We start from the raw sequence: 25,128 nt of genomic DNA, 5'->3' as shown, positions 1-25,128 counted from the left end.
TTGAGGATGTTGTAATTTACCTAAAATACTCCCATACTTTTTTAGCACGATATCCAATCACAGCTTGTAAGTCCTCTAAAGAGGCTTCCTTAATTCGTTTTACCGATTTAAAATGTTTCAGTAAAGACTCTTTAGTCTTGTCGCCGATACCTTCAATATTATCCAATTCTGATACAATGGCTACTTTGCTACGCTTCTGTCGGTGAAATGTAATTCCAAATCGATGTGCCTCGTTGCGAAGTTGTTGGATTAGCTTTAAAGATTCAGATTTTTTGTCTAAATAGAGAGGAATGCTATCTTCAGGGAAATAAATCTCTTCCAAACGCTTAGCAATACCAATAATGGCTATCTTTCCCCGTAGATCTAAACTTTCTAACGATTTCAATGCCGATGACAATTGTCCTTTCCCTCCATCGATGATGATGAGTTGTGGCAGGGGTTCATTTTCTTCTAACAAACGTTTATAGCGACGATATACCACTTCTTCCATAGAAGCAAAATCATTTGGACCTTCCACTGTTTTGATATTGAAATGGCGATAGTTTTTTTTGCTTGGTTTCCCATTTTTAAATACTACACAAGCTGCTACTGGGTTTGTTCCCTGAATGTTGGAATTGTCGAAACACTCTATGTGAATAGGAGGTTCCGATAGATGTAAATCTCGTTGTAATTGTGATAAAATTCGGTTTGTATGTCTTTCAGGATCAGCGATTTTAACTTGCTTAAAACGCTCTTGTCGGAAGTGTTTAGCATTGCGTAGAGACAGTTCCAACAACTGATGTTTTTCTCCTAATTTAGGAATAGTTAATTGCAAATTATTGGGTAGAGTTACTTCGAAAGGTGTGATAATTTCTTTGGAATTAGAGAAAAATCGCTCTCGGATATCCACAATGGCAAATTCCAGCAGTTCTCGGTCGGTTTCTTCCAATTTTTTCTTGATTTCGATAGTATGAGCTCTTACAATAGCACCATAGGCCACCTGTAGAAAGTTTACATAACCATATTCTTCATCCGAAACAATAGAAAAAACGTCTATATTGTTGATTTTTGAGCTTACAATAGTCGATTTAGCTTGATAGTTAGTCAAAATATCAATTTTTTCTTTGATTTGTTGAGCTTCCTCAAAACGTAAATCCGTCGCAAGTGATACCATTTCTTTTTTAAATCGTGCTAAGGCATCTTTGAAGTTTCCTTTTAAAATCTCGATAATTTCACTGATATTTTGCAGGTAATTTTCCTCTGATTGCAATCCTTCACAAGCTCCCTTACAGTTCTTAATGTGATACTCTAAACACACTTTAAATTTCTGATTTTGAATATTTTGTTCTGATAAATCGTAGGAACAATTACGCAGAGGATAAAGTTCTTTAATAAGTTCTAATAGTGTTCGGACGGTTTTTATGCTAGTATAAGGTCCAAAATAAAGCGAACCATCCTTGATCATTTTGCGCGTTTGGAAAACACGAGGAAATCGCTCTTTTTTAACACATATCCACGGATAACTCTTATCGTCTTTGAGAAGAATGTTGTAGCGAGGTTGATATTTTTTTATGAGGTTATTCTCCAAAAGCAAGGCGTCGCTTTCGGTGGCTACGACAATGTGTTCAATGCGAACAATTTTTTTTACCAAAACCCGTGTTTTTCCTGATTCATGTTTTTTTTGAAAGTAAGAAGATACCCGTTTTTTGAGATTAATTGCTTTGCCAACGTAAATCAACGAGTCCGATTTGTCGTAAAATTGATAGACTCCTGGTTTGGATGGCAAGGTTTGTAGCGTAAGTTCAATGGACATGCATATTATCTTTTTGAAACTCTATATCATCATAGCCAATACTCAATTCTCTCTTAATCACTAGCAACTTGAAGACTCGTTGCTTATGGTTCACTACCCCAACGTTACCATTTTAATGGCAGCGATGGCAGCTTCTACTCCCTTATTACCGTGTTTTCCTCCACTTCGGTCTAAGGATTGTTGCATATTGTTATCAGTGAGTACACAGAAAATAACAGGTATGTTTTCGGAAACATTCAATTGTGCAATCCCTTGTGTAACTCCTTGACAAACAAAATCAAAATGTTTAGTTTCTCCTTGAATGACACAACCAATCGCGATGATAGCGTCTACCCTTTGGGTTTTAATCATCTTTTTACTTCCGTAGATAAGTTCAAAACTCCCCGGTACTTCCCAACACAAAATATTTTCTTCCAAAGCACCACAATCTTTAAGGGTGTCAATGGCTCCTTTTTTTAACCCAAAAGTTACTTGCTCATTCCATTCGGAAGTAATGATACCAAACCGATAGTTTGCTACATTGGGAATTTTCGTTTTGTCGTATTGTGATAAATTTTTGTTTTCTGTTGCCATAATGTATTGTATTTAAAAGACACACCCACCATTTGTTCTAAGAAAATGGCAGGTGTGGAATCATATAAATTTATAAACTATGAAGAAATTTTATCTTTTCTTATAGTGACGCTTAATTGCTTATTTTACCAATAAGAATGTCGATAGTACGAGCTTCTTCAGAAGTTGGGTACTCATCTTTGATTTGCTCGAAAAGTTTACCAGCCTCTTTATTGTCGTTCAACAACATAGCTGTTATTCCAGCTTTTTTCAAATACATCGGTTTAGTAAATTCGTTATCACTATGAGTATATGCTTTTTTATAGAAATTCAATGCTTCCTGATTGTTTTTCAACTGTGAATAGGCATCACCAATGTTCCCTAAGGCTAAAACTCCCATCACATCGTCAGGTGAATCGAATTTTTTTAAATGGTCAATAGCTTTTTGGTATTCACCTTTATGCATGTAAGCCATTCCAGCTCCATATTGCGACAAATTAGCAGCCTTTGTACCGCTATACTCTTGGATGATTTCTAAGAAGCCGTACTTCCCTTTACCTCCTTCCAACGAAAGTGTGAAAAGCGAATCTTTTGCACGATCGTCAGTAGTGTTTAATGCTTCATTGAAAAATTCATTCGCGAAAAAGAATTCGTTTGCTCCTTCTTTCTCTTTTGGAGCAGAAACAAATTGTTGATATAACAGGACTCCCAAACCTACCACAGCTACAGCGACTAACACTCCAAGGATGGTTTTTTGATTTTTTTGTACCCAAGCCTCTGTTTTTGAAGCTCCTGCATCAAGACTGTCAAAAACCTCAGCCGTAGTACTCTCTTGGTGAAGTTGCTCTTCCTCAAGTTCGTCTAACTCATCTATCTTCTTTTTTCTATTAGGTCTGTTGTTTCTTTTTTTATAAACTGCCATGTCTTTTTTGATTAAAAGTTTGGCAAAAATAAAACTTTTATTTGTATTTGAAAAATGGTTTGACAAAAAAATATAAAAAATAACGAATTAACAATTATTCGTTTTGGAGTAATAGTTCCATTGTTCTGGTTAATAGTTTGTAAATCAGTGTTTTTAGAATATATTTTTGTTAAGATAAAAATATATTTTACTTTTGTGGGATATTTTCCACAGAATTCTAAAATACATAGCGTTATGACATTAGGCGGTATTTAATTCAAATTATCTTTTATGAATAAATTTATCCGAATCACCGAATATCTTGTTTTTTTGTACCGACTTTCCTTGGTATTCTTGTTCTATTTTGTAGCTCGACTTCTGTTCATAGCATTTAATATTGACGTTATAGATGGATATAACTTTCTGACAGTGATTAAGTTATTTGCGTATGGAATCCAATTCGACACTACAGCGATTCTTTATGTAAATTTATTGTTTATTCTATTGAGCATTTTTCCTCTGTGGGTAAACACTCGAAAGGGATACCAAAAAATGGTTTTTTGGGTGTATTTTATTCCAAATACTATAGCTTATGCGACTAATTTTGTGGATATGATTTATTATCCATTTAGTAAATCACGATTGACTACAGCTTCTTTTGCGGTGATTGAAAATGAACAAAATAAAACCGCTTTGTTTTTTACCTTCGTGGGGATGTATTGGTATGTTTTTCTAATATTTATCGCTCTGATTTTCTGTTGGATGTATTTTTACAAACGAATCAAAGTTCGTGAGAATACGATTCATCCATTACCATATGTTATTAGTTCGTTGGTGGGGTTAGCGGGTATAGGTACGATGGTTCTGGCAGGGATTCGTGGAGGAACGCTCTCCCATTCATCGCGTCCGATAAATATTGTTGATGCTAGTCGATATGTGTCGGTCTCAGCTCATGCGGATGTTATCCTAAACACGCCTTTCACACTTATCCGAACTATAGGAAAAAATAAGGGATTCAGAACCTATGATTTTGTATCAGAAGACTATATAGCGGAACATATCAAGCCTGTAAAGTTGTATTACCGAGAGGTAAAAAATAAACCTAATGTAGTTCTTTTTATTTTGGAAAGTTTTGGTCGAGAATATTGGGGATGTATGAACAAGGATAGAAATATCCCCGATTACAAGTCATACACTCCCTTTTTAGATTCTTTAGCACAGCATTCAATGGTTTTCGACAATGCGTATGCCAACGGTCGTCAGTCTATTCACGGAATGTCGTCTATCTATGGAGGAATACCGACCTTGCAAGTGGCATATACCTCATCGCCTTATGCTCAACAGCCTACACAATCACTGGTTTCAATCGCCAACGAATTAGGATACGACACCTCGTTTTTCCACTCAGCTCCCAACGGCTCAATGGGGTTTTTAGGATTTTCCAACATACTTGGGTTTCAGCACTACTACGGCAAAGCAGAGTATGGCAATGATGTTGATTTTGATGGAGTTTGGGGCATTTGGGATGAACCTTTTTTTCAATTTATGAATACTGTTCTTAGTCAAAAACAACAACCTTTTTTTGGGTCGATATTTACCGTTTCATCCCACCATCCTTTTAAAGTGCCTCAGCAGTACGAAGGTAAGTTCGATAAAGGAAATCTGGAAATTCACCAATGCGTTCAGTACACGGACCATGCGTTGAAGAAATTCTTTGAAAGTGCTAAAAAACAATCTTGGTTTCAAAACACTATTTTCGTGTTTACGAACGACCATGGCAATCAAACGTATTACGACCTGTACAAACAACCTATTACTAAAATGGGTTCTCCAATAATGTTCTATAGTCCTAACGAAGAGTTTGTTACCATAGGAAAATCATCGGAAATTGCACAACAAATCGACATCTATCCATCGTTGGTAGATCTAATGGGTTACAATAAGCCATTTCGTTCATGGGGGCGTAGTTTGTTTGCTGAAGCTAACGAAACACCACGAGCCTATATTTCTGATACACATGTCTATAGCTTGATGCAAGGTAGTTACATTTATGTAATGAATCAAGACGGAACGATGAACGGCATTTACGAACGTGAAGATGAAGGGTTGAAAAACAACTTGTTAGGAAAAGAAAATAATCCCGAAACAGAAAAAGGAATCCGTGATTTACAGGCTTTTATTCAAGATTATATGGATAGGGTAATTCACAAAAAGTTGGAAAATTAACTAAAAAAATCACTGTAAAAATTCCTTGTCTGCATTAAGTTTTCGTGATTGCCTGATAATATGATTTTTCCTCCGTCTAAAATGCATATTTCATCGGCTACTTTTTGAAGAGAATGCAGTCGATGTGAGATAAAAATTATCATAGTTTCTTTTTTGATTTTTTGTCGGTCATTAGTTATTAGAATTACTTACTTTTCTTTTTATATATCTTTCGCTTTTGGCTCATCAAACAAAAATAGCTCCCTATTATTACGAATATAAAAAACCTTTCCACTTCGTCATAACTTATAAAATAAGCAGCAGCTAATAAAGAAACAAATCCGAATACACCAAAGGAAATTTTTTGTGCATTTTGTTTTTCGAATGATATTGCAAACAAGGACAAGCAACCCATAGAAGCAAGTGCAAATGCTATCTTAGTTATAAATTCATACTCACTTAAGATAAAAACTACAGAAATTAATCCTATACACAGTAATAAATAGTTTAATAAACTTTTCATAGTAAAAAAATTGAGTCATACTTATATTATCAATCCAAAATAATACTAAAAACAAACACTATAACTAATTGATTAACAGGTGTATGTTTATGTTTTTTTTCGGATAACTACACTTTGTTTAAATCTAATTATCTCATTTTCGTTTTTTTTCGTTACAACATATAAAAATCAAATAGCTAATATAAAATCAATTAGCTCTGTCGTTTTATTTATTTTTCTCTTCTTTTATAATTTTAAAAATCAGAGCAAAAATAATTACCAATGCTGGTACAAGAAAAACATCTCTTACTATGGTTGTTTCCAAAATTTCGTTTGTTAGAACAATAAGAGATATTATTATAAGCAAACCTACCAATATTAAACCCAATTTCATATATTTCATAATACCACAATATGTTTATTAATAATATTTATCCCAACATTAATCTGTGGAACCTTTTCTATGGATACCATTTTATTTAAGTCTAATTGCTTTATTTCTTGTTTTTTTTATACATATTTATAAATATAGTACACAAAAGAGGGATTAATCCTAAAACTACAATAAAATTCAACCCTTTCCCCAAACCATTATTTGTTAAAATATTCACTAATAATATAATTAGAAAAAAAGCAGTAAGTATTATTATAGTTTTATTTTGAATATTCTTATTAATCAAAACACCCCGAATAAGCTGCTCCTGCAGTAATTGCCATTGCTGTAAAAAAAACCGCAGGAACAAGGAATCCACTTACAAAAGCAACCGCAGCTAGTCCCCCTCCTATTAAACAGGCTCTCTCACTTGCTTTCCCTTCTTGCGCATTTTCCATTTGATTTAATTTTAACTTTTTCATAAGATTGTAATATAATATTAAGGTTAGACGGTTATTTAATTGATGGTAAAAATATCAGACTCAATTATGGATTTTCATAAAACTAGCAAACTTATTTCTAAACTCTACTAATTTAAGATCTTTTTTTCTTGAAACTATACGCAAAATATACGGCATTCATCGTTAAAATACCATACCGAGCGAATGGACTCAACAACTCTTGTAGCGAAAAGAAAATTATTTTATCTTCAAATAGAATAAACAGAATTGCACATATATTAAATAAATATAAAAATCTTTGATTCTTCATGATTAAATAAAAAATTAAAAACAATCTGAGGCTGCAGCAGCTCCAAATGAGGTAATTGCAAGTCCCCATCCAATCGGATTGAACACACCTATTACCGAGCCTACTACAATCCCTACTCCTAAAATACCACAATTTCTCTGACTTATTTCTCCTCCTTGCACATTTTCCATTTGTTTTAATTCTAACTTTTTCATAACAGTAAAATTTTTAAAATAAATAATTCACTTAACGACTCATATAGTTTTTCCGGATAACTACAGTGTAAATCTAAAAAAAAGATATTACAATTCAAAGAAAAAAATAAACTTTAACATTGTTTAACTCTAATAGTGTTTTTATCAAGTTTTATTGTTATAAAAATGGTTTAAATATATGTATTTTTAATTTTAAGGGTTATTATTTTATGAATAATATAGCGTTTTAAAATATGAAATATATAATAAAATAGTTGTTATTTTGATGAAAATTCAATTTAAATAAAATCTGAATATAAATTACAAAATGAAGAGTGACGGGCTAAAAAAATCAATGAATTAGTTTTTTTGTAACAATTAAAACACAAAAACAAAATGATACAAACAAACGCTACATCAACTTCTATTTTTCAATTCTTTGGCTTTCAAGAAAATATATTGAATATAAAAGTAATCGCCGAACCTAAATACAAGATAGCTTTGTGTTTTCTGCTCAAAAAATCTACCATAAAGAAATTGACCAATATGAGTAGTAATAAAACTATTGAATTCAGTCCTTAATTTCATGTATTTTTTAATGGTTCAACACTGATTTTTCAGTATTTTGACCACTTTTCATCGGCATTGGAGATTTGGCGTTAAGAAAATCAACGAATAGAGCGTGGAAATTTTCCATTGTTCGAAGCGACCGTAGGAAGCAAGTTTGGAAAATTTTAGCGACATGAGTCTGATTTTTAGACAAATATCCAAAGCCTTGATTTTTGGTTCTTTTCATCTAAGGAAAAGAACAATATATGAAAATAAATAATGAACTCAATAAAACTATTTACAAAACAGTTTAACATTAGAATCCTTTACTTTTCTTTTTATATATCTTTCGCTTTTGGCTCATCAAACAAAAATAGCTTCCTATTATTACGAATATAAAAAACCTTTCCACATCGTCATAACTTATAAAATAAGTAGCAGCTAATAAAGAAACAAATCCAAATACACCAAAGGAAATTTTTTGTGCATTTTGTTTTTCGAATGATATTGCAAACAAGGACAAGCAACTCATAGAAGGATAGTGTCAATAAATGTTCCTATTGAGGATTTTCACCGATATACCAACCCAATCTGTAGGTATAATCTAAATCTTTTGCGTAGGTGCTATCGTTTAAACATCTGGGAAACAAAAATTTAACCTTACTCGATTTTGTTAAAATTATGTCGGAGTGTGGAGCCTTATTCCACTTTAACAAATCATAGTAGGAAGAATAAACAAAGTCATCACTATAAAAAACACCATTTTCATTGTTTTTAAAACTGATAAGTAATCTTTTTTGACTTTAAAAATATTCTGTGAAGTAAAGCTATACCAGTAAATTCCAATTTTCGATTTTTTTGCTAAAAATGAATTGTTTTTCTTTTCAAAGTTCCATAACTTTGCGGGTTCAGTAAAAAAAAATATCAAATATTGATTATGAATAAAATAAAACATTCAAAAGTTTGGAACGAAATTAAAACAAACGACTCGTGGTCAATTTTCAAAACGATGGGCGAGTTCGTCAATGGATATGAAAAATTAAGTCTTATAGGGCCTTGTATTTCGATTTTTGGATCGGCTCGTATAAAACCTGGTACAAAGTACTATGAACTGACGGTTCGTATTGCTGAAAAAATTGTCAATGAAGGATATGGTGTCATTACTGGCGGAGGGCCAGGGATTATGGAGGCTGGAAACAAAGGAGCTCATATCGGGAAAGGAGCTTCGGTAGGGTTAAACATTGATTTGCCATTTGAACAGCACGACAACCCGTATATCGACAGTGATAAAAACCTGAATTTCGACTATTTTTTTGCTCGTAAAGTGATGTTTGTCAAGTATTCTCAAGCTTTTGTAGTGATGCCGGGTGGGTTTGGTACATTGGACGAACTTTTCGAAGCAATAACACTTGTACAAACACACAAAATCGACCGTATTCCAATCATTTTAGTAGGGACTGAATTCTGGCAAGGGCTAGTAGATTGGATTAAAGTCACTCTTTTGGAGCATTTTGGGAATATCAGCCCTGAGGATATAAACCTTTTCCATTTGGTTGATTCCGAAGATGATGTGATTGACGTAATCGAAAAATTTTATAGTAATTCAAATCAATTACGTCCAAACTTTTAAGAAAGTCGAACCTAAACTGAAATCCATTTTCCTTAGAGTCTTTTTTAATCTAAGGAAAAATGGAACAACAATACAGTTAACTACTAGATCTTAACTATAAATTATTACCATGAAACCTTACTTTTTATTATTCGCTATCTTGTTAATGGGTTGCCATGAGAAGAAAAATTTTCATTTCAACGAAGATGATTTGTTACTAATCCCGAAGCCTGAGCAAGTAGTGTTGAACAACGGATTTTTTGAGTTTACAGCAGAAACAAAATTCATAGCTAACGATTCGCTACACCCTGCTATTAAGTTGATTACTGATAAGTTTCATCGTGCTTCAGGGTGGGATTTTTCTAAAAATACTGTAACAGATAGCGATGTAAAATTCAATTTCGTACAATTGATTGTAGATGAAAATCTACCCAAAGAAGGATATTCTTTTTCTTCCGATAGCGACAAAATTTTAATTTCTGCGTCGGATTACCGTGGATTTGTCTATGGATTGCAAACCCTACGACAATTACTACCAAAAGAAATTGAAAGTCAAAAAATCACAACAATTGACTGGGTAATTCCTTCTGTAAAAATCAACGATACACCTCAATATGAATGGCGAGGATTGATGTTGGATGTGGCTAGACATTTTTTCCCGAAAGAATATATCTTGAAAACCATTGATCGAATGGCGATGCTGAAAATCAACACCTTTCATTTTCATTTGTTGGACAATGAAGGATGGCGAATTGAAATCAAAAAATATCCAAAACTTACGGAAGTTGGAGCGTGGCGTGTGGGTCAATTCGACCAACATTGGAATGCTCGCGTAACCAATGACCCTAACGAAAAAGGCACGTATGGTGGTTTTTTCACCCAAGAAGATATTAAAGAAATTGTAGCATATGCTGCAAAATATGGCATCACTGTAGTCCCTGAAATAGAAATGCCCGCTCATGTGATGAGTGCCATTGCGGCATACCCTGAACTATCTTGCCATAAACGACCTATAGCTGTGCCGTCTGGCGGAGTTTGGCCAATTACGGATATCTACTGCGCTGGTCAAGAAGAAACCTTTTCATTTTTAGAAGATGTTCTTACTGAAGTAATCGATTTATTTCCAAGTAAATACGTGCATATTGGCGGTGATGAAGCTACACACACTGAATGGAAAAAATGTCCAAAGTGCAAAGCTCGTATGAAAACCGAAAATTTGAAAAATGAACACGAGTTACAAAGCTACTTTATCAAACGAATCAATACTTTTTTAAAGTCAAAAAACAAACAGCTCATCGGTTGGGACGAAATCATTGAAGGTGGATTAGCTGATGATGCGGTAGTTATGGTATGGCGAGGTAACAACATCGTTAAAAAAGCTACTGAAAAAGGAAATCGTGTGATTTTGACCAGTCAAGGCTATATCGACCAATATCAAGGATTGCCTGATAATGAGCCTTTGGCAATTGGTGGATATTTGCCTGTAAGCCGAATTTACAATGAAGCATTTTCTGAAAAAGAGTTAAGTAGCGAGGAACGTTCTCGTATTTTAGGGGTACAAGCAAACCTTTGGGCAGAATATGTACCTAATGAAAAACATTCCGAATATATGTTATTCCCACGCCTACTAGCCATGTCCGAAGTATTTTGGAAACCTGAAAAAGAACGAAACTGGACTGATTTTGCACAACGTTTGCAAAAATCATTGGCTCGTTTAGAGATAATGGATATCAACTATGCCAAATCCATCTACCAAACCACAGGAAAAGTATTTGATAACGGCAATAACAGTGTGAAAATTAGCCTTCAATCAGAAACTCCAAATGCAGACATACGTTATGTGTTGAACCAGTCCGACTTTAGCAATGCAATCCCGTACACGGACACCTTGCGTATCAATGAAACTACCCAAATTCAAGCTGCAGTTTTCTTTGATAATAAACCACATACGGCTGTTTATAGCAATACGATAACGTTTCACAAAGCTATGGGCAAACCTACTTCATATAACCCAACTTACCACAAAAGCTACTCCGGACAAGGAAATAAAACACTAACCAATATCGTTCGTGGTACAAAAGATTTCCATGACAAACAATGGTTAGCTTGGTTAGTAGACAACGCAACTATTAACATTGATTTAGAAACTCCTCAGGATATAAGCAAAGTTGTTGTTGGAGCTATGGAGAACCAAGGTTCTGGAATTTATTTCCCTACCGAAATACGCCTTTTCACCTCTGAGGATGGAAAAAAATATACTCCAAAAGGAAAAATCGAACGTCCTTATTCAGTCAATGGATTTGCTATATTGCACGATTTTGCTTTAGAATTTCCTACAGAAAAAACACGCTTCATCAAAATAGAAATTAAAAACTTAGGAAGCCCACCCAAAGGAGGCGATGCGTGGCTATTCATTGATGAGATATTAGTTTTTTAATTTACCTACAAGAATAGAAGCGAAAATAGTCACAGTCCATAAATTTGGAGATGATTCTTTGCAACAGGTAAGTTTAAAAAAGGCTTAATAGAGATTTTTTAGACTCAAATTTCAGTTATAATTTTTATTTTGAGCAGAAAAACATAATTTTGTGCTTCTTTTCAGAAAATCAGCACAGAGCCAATGGAGAGAATTTACAAATCCTGCAAATATTACAAAAAAGAAAAGCAAAACCCCTTCATAGATTCGGATAAGTTAAAAGCTCGTTTCTGGGAAGGGGAGAAAATATTTTGTGAGAAATGTGAAGTAAACGAGAAGTATTACAACATCATGTTAAAAGAACTTAACCTATCCATTAGAAAAGGAAATGTAACAGGTAAGTTGTTAAGTCCTTCAATGCCAATTGAAGAAAAAGTAATTTTATTCTTTATAGATTTATGGAATGGCAAATGGTTTCCTTATGAAATTGATGTGATTTTAAAATATTAATGCATAATTTATCCATAAAGCCTCACAAACAGTCAGCAGACTAAAATTAAAAACGACAACTTACCTTTAGAATGTTTTTAAGCATGAAAGAAAGTAAAGACTTATAAAATAACTCGCTCCAAAGCCATTCCCCTGGACCCCTTGATTAGTATAAGGCAATCTGAAAATTGTGAAAACGAAAATGCTTGTTTGAATTCATCAAATGTTTTAAATTGAGGGTGTTTGGTAGAGGTTTTTGCAAAATTTTCCCCTATAAAAAAAACAGCTTTCCAAGTATGGGATTCAACCAAATCTACGATGTTCTGATGCTCTGTCAGGGCAAATTTGCCTAATTCAAACATGTCTCCTAAAATGAGTACTTTTTTGTCAAAACTCTCAATTGTTAGCATGTTGTGTATGGCCGCGGACATGCTACTTGGATTAGCGTTGTAAGCATCTAAAAAAATGGTATTTCCCTCTAAGTTAATAATTTGACTTCGGTTGTTTGTAGGGATATATTTTTCAATCCCTCGTTTGATAGCCTCGGGAGGCAATTTGAAATATTTACCTACGGCAATGGCTACACCTATGTTCGAAAAATTGTAACTTCCTGTTAGATTCGATCTTACTACTGTAGTTGAATCAGTAAACTCATCTAATACACCAATTCCCAAAAGCGATGGTTTTTCTATGCCATCGGTCATTTTTCTTAGTGCTGAATTTTCAAAAATCACTTCTACAGGATGTGTATTCTTTAATTTTACTTTAGTGTTTCCTTGATTTCCAAAAGAATAGACGTTTTCGTAATTTTTCAAAAGATCTTTTTGTAAAGTATCGTCATTATTCAAAAAAATTGTTTTGTTGTATTTTTTCAAATAATCATACAATTCTCCTTTAGTTTTAATAACTCCTTCAAAACTTCCAAAACCTTCTAAATGAGCCTTTCCAATACTGGTTATATAACCATAGTCTGGCTCAACAATGGAGCATAAAAAAGCAATTTCTTCAGGGTGATTAGCTCCCATTTCTACAATAGCAATATCAGTCTCTGCTTGGATTGATAACAAGGTAAGAGGAACCCCAATATGGTTATTCAGATTCCCTTGGGTAGCAACTACTTGAAATTTTTCTGACAGTACTGATTTCAACAGTTCTTTTGTGGTTGTTTTTCCATTACTTCCTGTAATCCCGAAAATGAGTGTTCCGAGTTTTCGGCGGTGATAGTTTGCTAATTGTTGTAACGTTTTCAGTACATCGTCTACTAAAATCATTTTATCCGAAACTTTCATACTCGAGTCATCTATAACGGCATAATTGGCTCCTTTTTCCAAGGCTTCATTAGCAAATTTGTTGCCGTCAAATGAATCTCCTTTTAAAGCGAAATAGATACAATTTGCAAATACGGCTCTACTATCCGTACAAACCCCTGTTGACTGGACGAACAATTCATATAGTTCTTTCATAAGCTATCATTTGTTTTTCGGTAGCAATATTACAAAAAAAACGCCATAAATAAAATATATTTATAGCGTTTTTAGATTATTATTTAATAAAGGTATTATCCTTTTGGTCTTTTATTTGCTTTGGATGATTTAGAACCTACACGGCTCATTGCATTTCTAAATCCTATGTAATCCGTTGCTATGTACTGAGGTAAATATCTTCTTTGAGCTGGATCAATCCAATAGGCTCTATCTCTCCAAGAACCTCCTTTGTAAATACGTACTTCGTCGTTTATCAAGGTAGTACGTTCGTTTGATTTGTCATAGCTTCTGGCGATTCTGTTTTCCAACGAATCTCTTGAAATTTGGTGTTTAGGTGAATTGTACATTGAGTTTTTGTAATCCAAATCTCCTCCACTTAATTCACTTCCGCCACTTCTGTAGTTACGTGTTGACGATTTATCCCCGTCATTATAACTTCTATTCTCACTACGTGTGAAGTTATAACGCAGATAGGTTTCGTTTTCATCAACTGGAACGGTTGCGATATTACCTGGAAGATTACGAGCTACGATTTTCCCGTTACTCAATGTGTCGTATTTAACATTTTCAGGCGTTACAATCACATGTTTACCATCCTCCCCAATAGAGTGTTTCATGTATACGTTACCACGATAATAGTTAAAATCGGTAACTTCGTCATCAACAATCGGACGATACACATCGGCAACCCATTCTGCAACGTTTCCTGCCATGTCATACAATCCAAAATCATTCGGTGGATACGTTTTTACAGGAACTGTAATATCGCCTTTGTCATCAGACCAACCTGCTAATCCGCCATAGTCTCCTTTACCTTGTTTGAAGTTCGCCAACTGGTCACCACGTGACGAGCGTTTTGTTGAACGTGTATAGGCTCCATCCCAAGGATATTTTTTTCTACCTTGCAAACTATTGTACTCACGAACACCATTTAACGATTTGGCTGCATACTCCCACTCAGCTTCTGTTGGAAGTCTATATTCTGGTAGTAATACTCCACTGGTTTGCTTAGCAAAAGTAGGCTCTCCTTCTTTGGTGACAGCCTTTTTACCTGCAAAATCAGTAGCTTGTCCTCCATAAGAGTCTGATGGTGTGTAAAGATACGTTTCTGTACTGAAAGTACTTCCAGCCTCTACTTGATAGCGTGTGTTTTTTTCAATATATCCTGTTCTTTCCAAAATAGCTTCATTTACGCGATCCGTACGCCAAGCACTGAATTGTACCGCCTGAACCCAGTTAACCCCAACTACAGGATATTCCGCATACGCAGGATGACGCAAATAATTCGTTACCATTGATTCGTTAAATCCAAGAGGGCTTCTCCAAACCAACGTGTCAGGCAATGCTCCAACATAAATGTTTTTGTATTGCTCTTCGGCTGGAGGAAAGACATGCTTTAACCAATCCAAATACTCCATATACATTTTGTTGGTAACTTCTGTTTCATCCATATAGAAAGACTGTACATGCTGCTGCGTTGGAAGGTTATTCCAATCGTGCATCACGTTATCTTGAACCTGCCCCATAGTGAATGTGCCTCCTTCAACCAAGATAAGCCCTGGTCCTGTTTCCTGCTCTTTGAAGTCTGTGTTGTATTGAAAACCTCCTTCTTTTGAGTTTATGCTCCAACCTGTTGCACTGGAAATATTTTTATTTGTCCCCTTTTTACAACCTGTCAGTGCAAACCCCGAAAAAATTGCTATGACGGCAAAGAATCTTAATAAATTATTTTTCATAGTAAAACTACTTTGTTAGTATAAAAATCGGGTGCAAGTTAGCAAAAGTTTCTCTAACTAAACACATTCGGCAAATATTTTAACTTGTTATTTTTAAACAATTTATTGTTTAAAACCAATTAAACATCTAATAATTAAAGAGTTAATTTTATAAAATCAAAGTCTAAAAACCTTTTTTATAGAAAAAATTAACATATTTAATTGTTGTTTTTTAGCTTTTCCAAATAAAACATGATTGCGTAAAAAACGATTATTCTTTGAAGGCTTTTAACTTAGAGATTAGTTCTGGGACTACTTTAAATGCATCTCCTACTACGCCGTAATCTGCAACCTTGAAAAAAGGAGCATTTTCATCGCTGTTGATGACTACTTTGATTTTAGAAGCGTTAACCCCTGCTAAATGTTGGATAGCTCCTGAAATTCCAATAGCGATGTATAGGTTTGGTGCTACGGGTTTCCCCGTTTGCCCTACATGTTCACTGTGAGGTCGCCAATCCATATCGGACACAGGTTTTGAACAAGCGGTTGCTGCTCCGAGTACGTCTGCCAATTCTTCAATCATCGCCCAATTTTCAGGTGATTTCAGTCCACGTCCTGCCGAAACAACAATTGCCGCATCATCCAACGATACTTTGCCTGTGTTTTTTTCGCTTCTCACTACCTTAATCGGTGGTTCGGGTACTTCGGTCGGAATTTCTTCTACGGTCATCGAAACAGGAGTTTCCTTTACTCCGTAGGCGTTCCCCGCAAGGCTAACCACCTTATTAACTGAATCTATTTTTATTAAGCCAACAGCTTTGTTTGAAAAAACATTGCTCTTCACCTCAAAATTATCAACACTCGCAGGTAGCGAAATTACATTTGCTACATAACCTGCTTTCATAACCACAGCTAACGAAGGAGCTATGTTTTTCGCGTAAGATGATGAACTGAATACGACTATGCTACTTGACTCTTTTTCTGCTGTTTTTCTGATGATTTCAGTGTACACTTTGGCTGAAAACTGATTCAGTTGGTCGTTGTTTACTACTATTGCTTTGTTTACACCGTACGTTTGCAATGGAGTGATGTCTTCAACGTTGATTGCTACGGCAACCAAATCAGTATTGTGCATATCGGCGAGAGCTCTTCCGTAGGAGGCTACCTCATACGCCGTTTTTTTTAACGTTCCTTTTTCGGAATCTACGTATATTAATATTGACATTTTTTCTACTTTTTTCAAAAATTAAATCACTTTGGCTTCGTTATGCAACAAATGGATAAGTTCATCTAAATTGTCCGATGCGATCATTTTAACAGGATTTTTGGCAGGTGTTTTTTCAAATCCTACTACACTGGTGGGGGCTGAAACGCTTTCGGGTTGTATTACCGTGATTTGTTTTGTGCGGGCAGCCATCAAATTCCGCATATTTGGTATCCGCAAATCTTTATCGTGAACCAATCCTTTTTGAGCTGCTATCACCGCAGGTAATTGAGTTTTGATTACTTCTTTACCTCCATCGATTTCACGAGATGCTTCAATGTCTATGCCGTTGATTTCTAATCCTATACATTTGTTAATAAAAGGGTAATCAAGTAGAGTTGCAAGCATCCCACCTACCATTCCACCGTTGTAGTCAATGGATTCTTTACCTGTAATTATTAAATCAAAACCTCCATTTTTAACAATTTTTTCAAGTTGTGAGGCTACGAAAAAACCATCTGTAGCAGTGGCATCTACTCGGATGATTTCATCGGCTCCTAGAGCAAAGGCTTTGCGGAGAATTGGCTCTGTTTCAGGAGTTCCCACATTCACTAAGGTTATGGAAGCACCCAATTTTTCCTTGAGTTGGATAGCTCGTGTAAGCCCATACTCATCACTCGGATTGATGATAAACTGCACTCCTGAGGTATCAAATTTTTGATTGTCGTTAGTAAAGTTTATTTTTGAAGTAGTGTCAGGAACACTGCTTATACAAACTAATATTTTCATTATTCCTAAATAATTTTTTACTTGAATACACTTAAAGATTGTTCTTTAGAAAAGAACAATCCTTGCAAAATTCAAAAAAAAAATGATTGTATGCAAATCTTTTTGCAGATTATCTGTTTTTTATCATTCTGCATCATTCTATTTTTAATGAAAAATCAGACACAATGTGTTGAGATATAAGATAGTTAATGCGAATCAATGTAAAATGCCAAATTACATAAGAGCTACTCTTCCTGATGCATATTTTAGATCTTATTTTCTTTGTAGTGCAAAATATTATACGAATTGTTAATATGTTTGATTGAATGATATTTTTTGCTACTTTTGTCCGTCTGTGTAAAAAACAAGCAGTCAGTAGAGTGATATACAGCAAACTATATTAGGAAAACAAGGAATTTACTCTCATTTTTTAGGCAGGAGAAAATGTTATTTTAGTACTTTTTATTTATTAAGGCTAATAATTTTTTAAAAGTGGAATAAAAATGATCTCAAAAGCAACCATAGACAAAGTGTATGACCAGATGCGTGTTGAGGAAGTCGTAGGAGATTTTGTACAACTCAAACGTTCTGGTTCCAATTATAAAGGATTAAGTCCATTTTCTAATGAACGAACTCCCAGTTTTATGGTTTCTCCTGTTAAGCAAATATGGAAAGATTTCAGTAGTGGTAAGGGAGGAAATGCTATTGCTTTTCTGATGGAACACGAGCATTTCACTTATCCAGAGGCAATACGCTATTTAGCAAAAAAATACCATATCGAAATTGAGGAGACCCAACAGACGGATGAAGAAAAAGACAAGGCAGATGAACGAGAAAGCCTTTATATCGTTTCGGAGTTTGCTCAGACGTACTTTGAGAAAATCCTGACTGAGAGCGAAGTAGGAAAAGCTATCGGGATGAGCTACTTCAAAGAGCGTGGTTTTACATTGGATACCATTAAAAAATTCCGTTTGGGATATTCCCCTGACCAATGGAGTGCTTTTACAGACGAAGCTCTCAGCAAAGGATATCAACTTGAGTTTCTCGAAAAATCGGGTCTGACAATCGTTAAAGAAGATAAAAAGTTTGATCGATTCAAAGGGCGGGTGATGTTTCCTATTCACTCAATGAGTGGACGTGTATTGGGGTTTGGCGGACGTATACTTACGCAAGATAAAAAAGCCGCAAAATATCTCAACTCTCCCGAAAGTGAAATCTATCAGAAAAGTAAAGTTCTTTATGGGATTTATCACGCTAAACAGGCAATTGCTAAGGTAGACAATTGTTATTTGGTGGAAGGATATACGGATGTAATTCAACTACATCAAAGAGGAATTGAGAATGTGGTAGCCTCAAGCGGAACGGCTCTTACTCCTGAACAAATACGCCTCATTCATCGGTTAACCAATAATATTACCTTGCTTTACGATGGTGACCCTGCTGGGTTGAGAGCTTCCTTACGAGGGGTTAACCTTATTTTAGAGCAGGGGATGAATGTGAAAATATGTACATTCCCCGACGGTGAAGATCCAGATAGTTTTGCTCGAAACAACGCTTTGGAAGACATTACTCTCTATTTGGAAGAAAATACTACGGACTTCATACGCTTCAAAGCATCACTTCTGGTGCAAGAGGCTCAAAATGACCCCATAAAAAAATCAGAAACTATACGCGACATCATAGAGAGCATCTCAAAAATTCCTGATTCAATAAAACAAGAAGTGTACATCCGCGAATGTGCTGCATTGATGGAAATTTCCGAAGATGTGTTATTTGCTACTCTGTCGCAAATATTAAAGAAAGATATTTACGACGGACAAAAGGTAGAGCGTAAGAAAACTCAAAAATTAGAAGTTACACGAACTAAAGAAGAACAAATAAAACTGTCTATTGATCGGTTACAAGTTTTGGAACACGATCTGATAAAGTGTCTGTTACTTTATGGAGATAGAAAGTATACATTTGTTGATGTCATATTAAAACCTGACGAAAAAGGAGGTGTGCAGGAATATAAAGTGCAGCAAGAGCTTAAAATATATGAAAAAATATATTTGGAGCTACAAGAGGATGAAATTCATTTTGCGAATCCGGAGTTTAGACATATTTATGAATTGGTGATGAGCAAATACGAGGACTCAACCTATCAGTTATCTACATTTGTCAATCAGCTTCCTATCGAATTAAGCGGAAGAGTAACTCAAATTATTATGGAAGATGAAAATTTGACATTGCACGATTGGCTTCGCAAAGATATTGTAGTGAAAAACAAGGACGAGAATATAGACATTGCGGTAATAGATATTTTGTTAAACATCCGAAAACAGCTAGTGAGTAATTTGATTGCCGATATTATGCAACGAGTACAAACCTCAGTTGAGGTAGCCGAAAAGAACGAAGCTATGGCAGAAATTATGGATTACATACAACTCCAAAAAACATTGGCAAAGCGATTGAATCGGGTAGTCAATTAAAAATAGTTTTACTGTTGATTAACTAAATGCGCAACTAACTCATTTTCAATAATTTTGAAACCTAAAAATTTTGTAAGGTTGTTAAAATGAGGCGGTAAATAAAAAAATATTAACCTAACATCATGTTTATTAAATATTTAATTACTATATTTGCAGTCCGAATAAGTTAAAATATTAATATTTAAAAAGAAATATAAAATGACAAAAGCAGAAATCGTATCAAAGATCGCTGATAAGTTAGGTCTTGATAAAAACGACGTTCAATCAACGGTTGAGAACTTTATGGATGAAGTGAAAGCATCGTTGGAAAGTGGGAACAACGTGTATTTGAGAGGTTTTGGAAGTTTTGTTATCAAAACAAGAGCTGAGAAAACAGGACGTAATATTTCTAAAAATACAACTATTAAAATCCCTGCTCACAACATCCCTTCATTCAAACCTGCAAAAGTGTTTGTTGATGGTGTAAAAACAAAGGTAAAAGTAAAATCAGGAAAAAAGAAATAATTTTAAACTAATTAAATATATTAAGCTATGCCAAGCGGAAAAAAAAGAAAAAGACATAAAGTTGCTAACCACAAACGTAAAAAAAGAGCGAGAGCTAACCGTCACAAAAAGAAAAAGTAGTTTTTAACTACTTTTTCTGTCTTATGTAAAAACGTTCATTGAAAAAATAGTTTATGAAATTAAATCTTTCATAGACAATGTAGTAGTTTAACAAAAAAAATCCAAACAGAGTGAATAAAGAACTAATCATTCGTTCAGGTTCCTCTTATGTCGATTTTGCTTTGCTTAAAGAAGGAAGGCTCATTGAGCTCCACAAAGAAGAGGATGCTAATGGTGTAGGTGTGGGGGATATCATGCTTGCCAAAATCCGAAAACCAATTCCTGGGTTGAATGCCGCTTTTGTGGATGTAGGTCACGAAAAAGATGCATTTTTGCATTATTTGGACTTAGGTCCTCAGGTTTCGTCTTTACAAAAATTTGTCAAGATGATTATTTCAGGAAAATTAAAAGATTATTCTTTAAAAGACTTTCCTTTAGAGCCTGATATTAATAAAGATGGAGCAGTAGTAGATGTTTTGAAAGCAGGACAACCCATTTTGGTTCAAATTGTAAAAGAACCGATTTCGACCAAAGGTCCTCGTATCAGTTCTGAATTGTCCATCGCAGGGCGCTATTTGGTGTTAGTACCCTTTTCTGATAGAATTTCTATCTCACAGAAAATTGAAAGCAAAACCGAAAAAGAACGACTACGACGACTTCTGCAAAGCATTAAACCTAAAGGCTTTGGCGTAATTGTACGCACCGTAGCAGAAGGTAAAAAGGTAGCGGAACTGGATAAGGACTTACAGGGTTTATTCAACCGATGGGTTTTGATGTGTAAAAAAATTAACAAGGCTGTTTTCCCATCCAAGGTGATGAGCGAAATCAGTAGAACAGGAGCTATTTTGCGAGATATGTTCAACGATTCTTTCACAGGAATTCAGGTGGATAACGAGACTCTCTACGAGCAAGTTATCAAATATGTTCAAGAGATTGCCCCTGAAAAAGAAAGTATCGTAAAACTGTACCGTTCTTCAGTTCCCATTTTCGAAAAGTTCCATATTGAACGACAAATTAAGACGGCTTTCGGACGAACCGTTTCAATGAGCAAAGGAGCTTATTTGGTGATTGAACATACTGAAGCACTACACGTTATTGATGTCAATAGTGGAAATCACTCTAACAAAGCTGATAATCAAGAGTCTACGGCTTTAGCAGTAAATTTAATTGCAGCAACAGAGATTGCAAGGCAACTGCGTTTACGTGATATGGGAGGTATCATCGTTGTTGATTTTATTGATATGTCCAATACGGATAACCGAAAGATTCTTTTTGATCATCTACGACAAGAAATGTCGGAAGATAGGGCAAAACACAAAATATTACCTCCAAGTAAATTTGGGTTAATACAGATTACGCGTCAGCGAGTACGCCAAGAACTAAACATCAAAACCAAGGAAGAAAATCCGAGTAAAGAAGGTGAAATTGAAGCACCTATTGTTTTAGTTGACAAAATCAACATAGAACTTGAAAGAATCATTAAAGAGAGTACCTATAAGGGTAGCATTGTGCTAAATGCACATCCTTTTATTGCAGCGTATATTACCCACGGACTAATGTCAATACGCTTTAAATGGTTTTTAAAATACAAACGGTGGGTGAGGGTAATGCACCGCGATGCATACTCCTATCTTGAATACCGTTTTAAAACCAAGGAAGGAACACCTCTTTAAAAAAACAAAGGCTTTGCGAGAAATTGCAAAGCCTTTATTATTTTCAGAAAAAGAGGTCTGTAGAGTTTCAAATATTTTTGTGTTCCTGACAAGCTACTTTCCAGCAAAGTTTGTTTCCGTTTGACAGATACAGCAAGAAAAATACTTTTGAAATAAAAACCAAAATCACAACTGAAAATTGAACTTAAAAATATCCATTAGAAACAATCGTCTAAAAAATAGCTTAATTTTTAGACATTATACCGAAAATATATCCACTTTACCTTGAGATATTACTACTATTAGCTCCTCCAAGTCCGATCACTTGATCATAAAGAGCGTTAGGAGCTCGGTAATAGACTAAAATGGTATAATTATTTTCTGTTTGTTGAAAATTCCCGCCAATTTCATTAAAATTTTCTTCGTTTTGCTCTTTTGTAGCAAACTTATAGTTATAAAAGCCTTGTTTTAGCAGGATTTTTCCTTGATGAATTCTTTTTTCTTCATGGTAAGTAAGTTTGTAAATGTCTAAAAGCTCATAATTGGAGAATTTTCCGTATACGTATACTTCTTTTTTGCCGAAAGAGGCGGGTAATTCTAATGAAAAATGTATCCAGACGTAATCCGCTTCGTTATCCGGGTTGCGTCCGTCCAATGTGTTTATTAGAAAATCTCCGTTGATATCAGGATTGTAGGTGTAAACCCGATTCGCACGGCTTATATTTCCAAATAGAACGTGTTCAAACAGTTTGTTTTGGAATATTTGATATGTAGCACCTGAGGTTACACGTAACTCTTTACTGTCAAAGTAAAAATATTCATTACCTCCATCAAAAGCACTTTCAAGATCGTGTTTGTAAATAAGTTCTTGCCCTATTGTGAACTGAGGTTTCAGATTCATAATAGCATTATTCCAGCAATAGTTTTGCAAGACAGCTACTTTAACATTTGATGTAGGATCTTGCAGATGTAACCCCAATTCTTTGATGGAGAATTGCACCACTTGTTTGGTGTCGAAATGTTGTAGGTCGCGTGTACGTTTGATTTCGGATTGAATGCTTACTAATGGATTGTAAACTACGAATCTACGGGAGAATAATTCCGTTCCAAATCGGTCAATAATAGAAAGAAGATAATTGCCTGTAAGGGTAATTTTTGTCAAATCATTGGGCAAATTAAGTCGATAGTGAGAGTAGGATTGCAAAGTTGCGTACGAATTGCTTTCGGGGCGTAGAGGTTGCTCATCCATTCCTTTAATATATTCGCTTTTTAGCAAATTGGAGGCTGTCCAGTCGGCGTTGCAATGCGTAATTTTATAGTAATATGTTTCCTCATCACCACTTAAGTCGTCGAACTGTAGAGTAAACATTTCATTGAGTCGCACAATCGGGAATTGGCTTTTATCATTTTCTGAAGCCTTAAAAATAATTGTTTTTATGAATTCTGGAGGTGTTTTTTCGGTAAGAATTTGAGCGTTGACTCCAAGACTGTAACCGAATAGAAAATATATAATTAATTGTTTCATACATATATTTTTAAAAATCAAATGTATGAAAAAAAATCGTATAAATAAAAATTTTTTATCTTTGCACTCGCTAACTTTCAATCAAATTTATGACAAATTCAGGAAAAATAGAGCTGATGGCTCCCGCAGGAAACTTCGAATCGTTACAAGCAGCTATTGATAATGGTGCTGATTCGGTATATTTTGGAGTTGACCAGCTGAATATGAGGGCAAGAGCAAGTATCAATTTCACCATTGACGATTTGGACGAAATTGCAAAACGTTGCCGCCCAAAAGGTATCCGTACCTATCTTACCTTAAACACAATCATATACGACCACGATTTATCCATCATAAAAACCTTGCTCGACGCTGCAAAGAAGGCAAACTTAACCGCAGTGATTGCTATGGATCAAGCGGTTATTGCCTATGCTCGTCAAATTGGTATGGAAGTGCATATTTCTACCCAAATCAATATTACAAACATCGAAACGGTGCGTTTTTATGCAATGTTTGCCGATACAATGGTAATGAGTCGTGAATTGAGCCTTAGGCAGGTAAAGAAAATCGCCGAGCAAATCCAAAGGGAGCAAATTAAAGGTCCGTCAGGGAATTTGGTCGAGATAGAAATCTTCGGTCACGGAGCGTTGTGTATGGCGGTTTCAGGAAAATGCTATTTGAGTTTGCATTCGCATAATTCATCGGCAAATCGAGGGGCGTGTAAGCAAAATTGCCGAAAAAAATACACCGTAATCGACCAAGAAAGCGGTTTTGAAATCGAAATTGATAACGAATATATGATGTCGCCCAAAGATTTGTGCACGATTGACTTCCTCGACCAAGTGATTGACGCAGGAGCCAAAGTACTCAAAATTGAAGGACGCGGAAGAGCTCCCGAATATGTAGCGACTGTCATAAAAACCTATCGTGAAGCTATTGATGCGTATTACGAGGGGACATATTCAAAAGAAAAGGTTGAAAAATGGATGGAAGCCCTATCAACCGTTTACAACAGAGGATTTTGGAGTGGATATTATTTGGGACAGAAATTGGGAGAGTGGAGCGAGAATCCGGGGTCAAACGCCACACAGAAAAAGGTGTATGTAGGACAAGGAAAGCACTATTTTCCAAAATCGGGGATTGCGGAATTTCTCATCGAAGCCTACGATATTAAAGTGGGCGACAAACTCCTCATTACAGGCCCTACCACAGGCGTACAGGAGTTCGTTTTGGAAAATATGATGGTCAATGACGCTCCTGCCCAAAAAGCAACCAAAGGCGACTCTTGCACCATCAAAACCGATTTCAGAATTCGCCTCTCGGATAAATTATATAAGATTGTAGCTACGGAGTTTGCGAAGTGAGAAGTGAATTCTCTATTATTGACAAATATGC

General features: G+C 35.2%; 21 protein-coding genes. 9 read left to right on the top strand and 12 right to left on the bottom strand.

Annotation, left to right across the window (positions count from 1 at the left end; genetic code table 11):
• Nucleotides 1-16: 16 nt before the first annotated feature.
• The 3 genes from uvrC to CGC49_RS04350 form a co-directional block, all read right to left on the bottom strand.
• Complete coding sequence (gene uvrC, locus CGC49_RS04360) at nt 17-1,792, bottom strand: excinuclease ABC subunit UvrC (protein ID WP_095911935.1); 1,776 nt, start codon at nt 1,790-1,792, stop codon at nt 17-19.
• Between the two features lie 93 nt (nt 1,793-1,885).
• Nucleotides 1,886-2,365 (bottom strand): 6,7-dimethyl-8-ribityllumazine synthase, encoded by a 480-nt coding sequence (gene ribH / locus CGC49_RS04355; RefSeq protein WP_095911934.1) that lies wholly within the window; start codon nt 2,363-2,365, stop codon nt 1,886-1,888.
• A 112-nt stretch (nt 2,366-2,477) separates the two neighbouring features.
• Complete coding sequence (locus tag CGC49_RS04350; RefSeq protein WP_095912684.1) at nt 2,478-3,266, bottom strand: tol-pal system YbgF family protein; 789 nt, start codon at nt 3,264-3,266, stop codon at nt 2,478-2,480.
• 270 nt (nt 3,267-3,536) lie between these two features.
• Between CGC49_RS04350 and CGC49_RS04345 the strand changes: the two genes are divergently transcribed.
• The gene (locus CGC49_RS04345; protein WP_232745198.1) at nt 3,537-5,471 is read left to right on the top strand and encodes an LTA synthase family protein; all 1,935 of its coding nucleotides are present in this window, start codon (nt 3,537-3,539) and stop codon (nt 5,469-5,471) included.
• Nucleotides 5,472-5,655: 184 nt separating this feature from the next.
• Here the strand turns inward: CGC49_RS04345 and CGC49_RS04340 are convergent, their stop codons facing one another.
• The 3 genes from CGC49_RS04340 to CGC49_RS04330 form a co-directional block, all read right to left on the bottom strand.
• On the bottom strand, nt 5,656-5,973 hold the full coding sequence (locus CGC49_RS04340; RefSeq protein WP_095911933.1) for a hypothetical protein: 318 nt from the start codon (nt 5,971-5,973) through the stop codon (nt 5,656-5,658).
• Between the two features lie 651 nt (nt 5,974-6,624).
• Nucleotides 6,625-6,807 carry a hypothetical protein gene (locus CGC49_RS04335; protein WP_095911932.1) on the bottom strand — a complete coding sequence of 61 codons (183 nt, stop codon included), beginning with the start codon at nt 6,805-6,807 and terminating at the stop codon, nt 6,625-6,627.
• A 303-nt stretch (nt 6,808-7,110) separates the two neighbouring features.
• A complete protein-coding gene (locus CGC49_RS04330) occupies nt 7,111-7,290 on the bottom strand; it encodes a hypothetical protein (RefSeq protein WP_095911931.1) in 180 nt (59 codons plus the stop codon).
• A gap of 375 nt (nt 7,291-7,665) precedes the next feature.
• Between CGC49_RS04330 and CGC49_RS04325 the strand changes: the two genes are divergently transcribed.
• Nucleotides 7,666-7,851, top strand: coding sequence for a hypothetical protein (locus CGC49_RS04325; RefSeq protein ID WP_095911930.1), 186 nt, complete (start codon nt 7,666-7,668; stop codon nt 7,849-7,851).
• A 13-nt stretch (nt 7,852-7,864) separates the two neighbouring features.
• On the opposite strand, the gene CGC49_RS04320 is transcribed toward CGC49_RS04325, so the two are convergent.
• Complete coding sequence (locus CGC49_RS04320; protein WP_042008384.1) at nt 7,865-8,065, bottom strand: hypothetical protein; 201 nt, start codon at nt 8,063-8,065, stop codon at nt 7,865-7,867.
• Nucleotides 8,066-8,755: 690 nt separating this feature from the next.
• On the opposite strand from CGC49_RS04320, the gene CGC49_RS04310 reads away from it, so the two are divergent.
• From CGC49_RS04310 to CGC49_RS04300, 3 genes are all read left to right on the top strand, one after another.
• Nucleotides 8,756-9,448, top strand: coding sequence for a TIGR00730 family Rossman fold protein (locus CGC49_RS04310; RefSeq protein ID WP_095893513.1), 693 nt, complete (start codon nt 8,756-8,758; stop codon nt 9,446-9,448).
• Between the two features lie 109 nt (nt 9,449-9,557).
• On the top strand, nt 9,558-11,864 hold the full coding sequence (locus tag CGC49_RS04305) for a beta-N-acetylhexosaminidase (protein ID WP_095911928.1): 2,307 nt from the start codon (nt 9,558-9,560) through the stop codon (nt 11,862-11,864).
• Between the two features lie 183 nt (nt 11,865-12,047).
• On the top strand, nt 12,048-12,353 hold the full coding sequence (locus tag CGC49_RS04300; RefSeq protein ID WP_095911927.1) for a hypothetical protein: 306 nt from the start codon (nt 12,048-12,050) through the stop codon (nt 12,351-12,353).
• Nucleotides 12,354-12,454: 101 nt separating this feature from the next.
• On the opposite strand, the gene murF is transcribed toward CGC49_RS04300, so the two are convergent.
• The 4 genes from murF to CGC49_RS04280 all read right to left on the bottom strand — a co-directional run bounded on the left by murF (nt 12,455) and on the right by CGC49_RS04280 (nt 17,524).
• Nucleotides 12,455-13,795: a UDP-N-acetylmuramoyl-tripeptide--D-alanyl-D-alanine ligase gene (gene murF / locus CGC49_RS04295; protein WP_095911926.1), complete on the bottom strand. Its 1,341-nt coding sequence runs from the start codon at nt 13,793-13,795 to the stop codon at nt 12,455-12,457.
• A gap of 95 nt (nt 13,796-13,890) precedes the next feature.
• Nucleotides 13,891-15,552 (bottom strand): gliding motility lipoprotein GldJ, encoded by a 1,662-nt coding sequence (gldJ, locus tag CGC49_RS04290; RefSeq protein WP_095911925.1) that lies wholly within the window; start codon nt 15,550-15,552, stop codon nt 13,891-13,893.
• Nucleotides 15,553-15,802: 250 nt separating this feature from the next.
• Nucleotides 15,803-16,756, bottom strand: a complete 954-nt coding sequence (locus CGC49_RS04285) for an electron transfer flavoprotein subunit alpha/FixB family protein (RefSeq protein ID WP_095911924.1) — start codon at nt 16,754-16,756, stop codon at nt 15,803-15,805.
• A gap of 21 nt (nt 16,757-16,777) precedes the next feature.
• Nucleotides 16,778-17,524 carry an electron transfer flavoprotein subunit beta/FixA family protein gene (locus tag CGC49_RS04280; protein WP_042008262.1) on the bottom strand — a complete coding sequence of 249 codons (747 nt, stop codon included), beginning with the start codon at nt 17,522-17,524 and terminating at the stop codon, nt 16,778-16,780.
• Nucleotides 17,525-18,006: 482 nt separating this feature from the next.
• On the opposite strand from CGC49_RS04280, the gene dnaG reads away from it, so the two are divergent.
• The 3 genes from dnaG to CGC49_RS04265 all read left to right on the top strand — a co-directional run bounded on the left by dnaG (nt 18,007) and on the right by CGC49_RS04265 (nt 22,250).
• Nucleotides 18,007-19,974, top strand: coding sequence for a DNA primase (dnaG, locus tag CGC49_RS04275; protein ID WP_095911923.1), 1,968 nt, complete (start codon nt 18,007-18,009; stop codon nt 19,972-19,974).
• A gap of 198 nt (nt 19,975-20,172) precedes the next feature.
• Nucleotides 20,173-20,478, top strand: a complete 306-nt coding sequence (locus CGC49_RS04270; protein ID WP_042008258.1) for an HU family DNA-binding protein — start codon at nt 20,173-20,175, stop codon at nt 20,476-20,478.
• 230 nt (nt 20,479-20,708) lie between these two features.
• Nucleotides 20,709-22,250 (top strand): Rne/Rng family ribonuclease, encoded by a 1,542-nt coding sequence (locus tag CGC49_RS04265; RefSeq protein ID WP_042008256.1) that lies wholly within the window; start codon nt 20,709-20,711, stop codon nt 22,248-22,250.
• 259 nt (nt 22,251-22,509) lie between these two features.
• Here CGC49_RS04265 and CGC49_RS04260 read toward each other — a convergent pair whose 3' ends face one another.
• Entirely contained in the window at nt 22,510-23,754 is a 1,245-nt protein-coding gene (locus CGC49_RS04260; RefSeq protein ID WP_095911922.1) for a DUF5103 domain-containing protein, read from the bottom strand.
• A gap of 89 nt (nt 23,755-23,843) precedes the next feature.
• Here CGC49_RS04260 and CGC49_RS04255 point away from each other — a divergent pair, with 89 nt between their 5' ends.
• Nucleotides 23,844-25,097: a peptidase U32 family protein gene (locus tag CGC49_RS04255; protein WP_095911921.1), complete on the top strand. Its 1,254-nt coding sequence runs from the start codon at nt 23,844-23,846 to the stop codon at nt 25,095-25,097.
• Nucleotides 25,098-25,128: the final 31 nt, after the last annotated feature.

Origin of the sequence: Capnocytophaga sp. H4358 (genome assembly GCF_002302515.1) — a bacterium.
GTDB classification, from domain to species: Bacteria; Bacteroidota; Bacteroidia; order Flavobacteriales; family Flavobacteriaceae; genus Capnocytophaga; species Capnocytophaga canis.
Note: the sequence above shows the minus strand (reverse complement) of the source record. Positions and strands in the feature narration are given on the sequence as shown.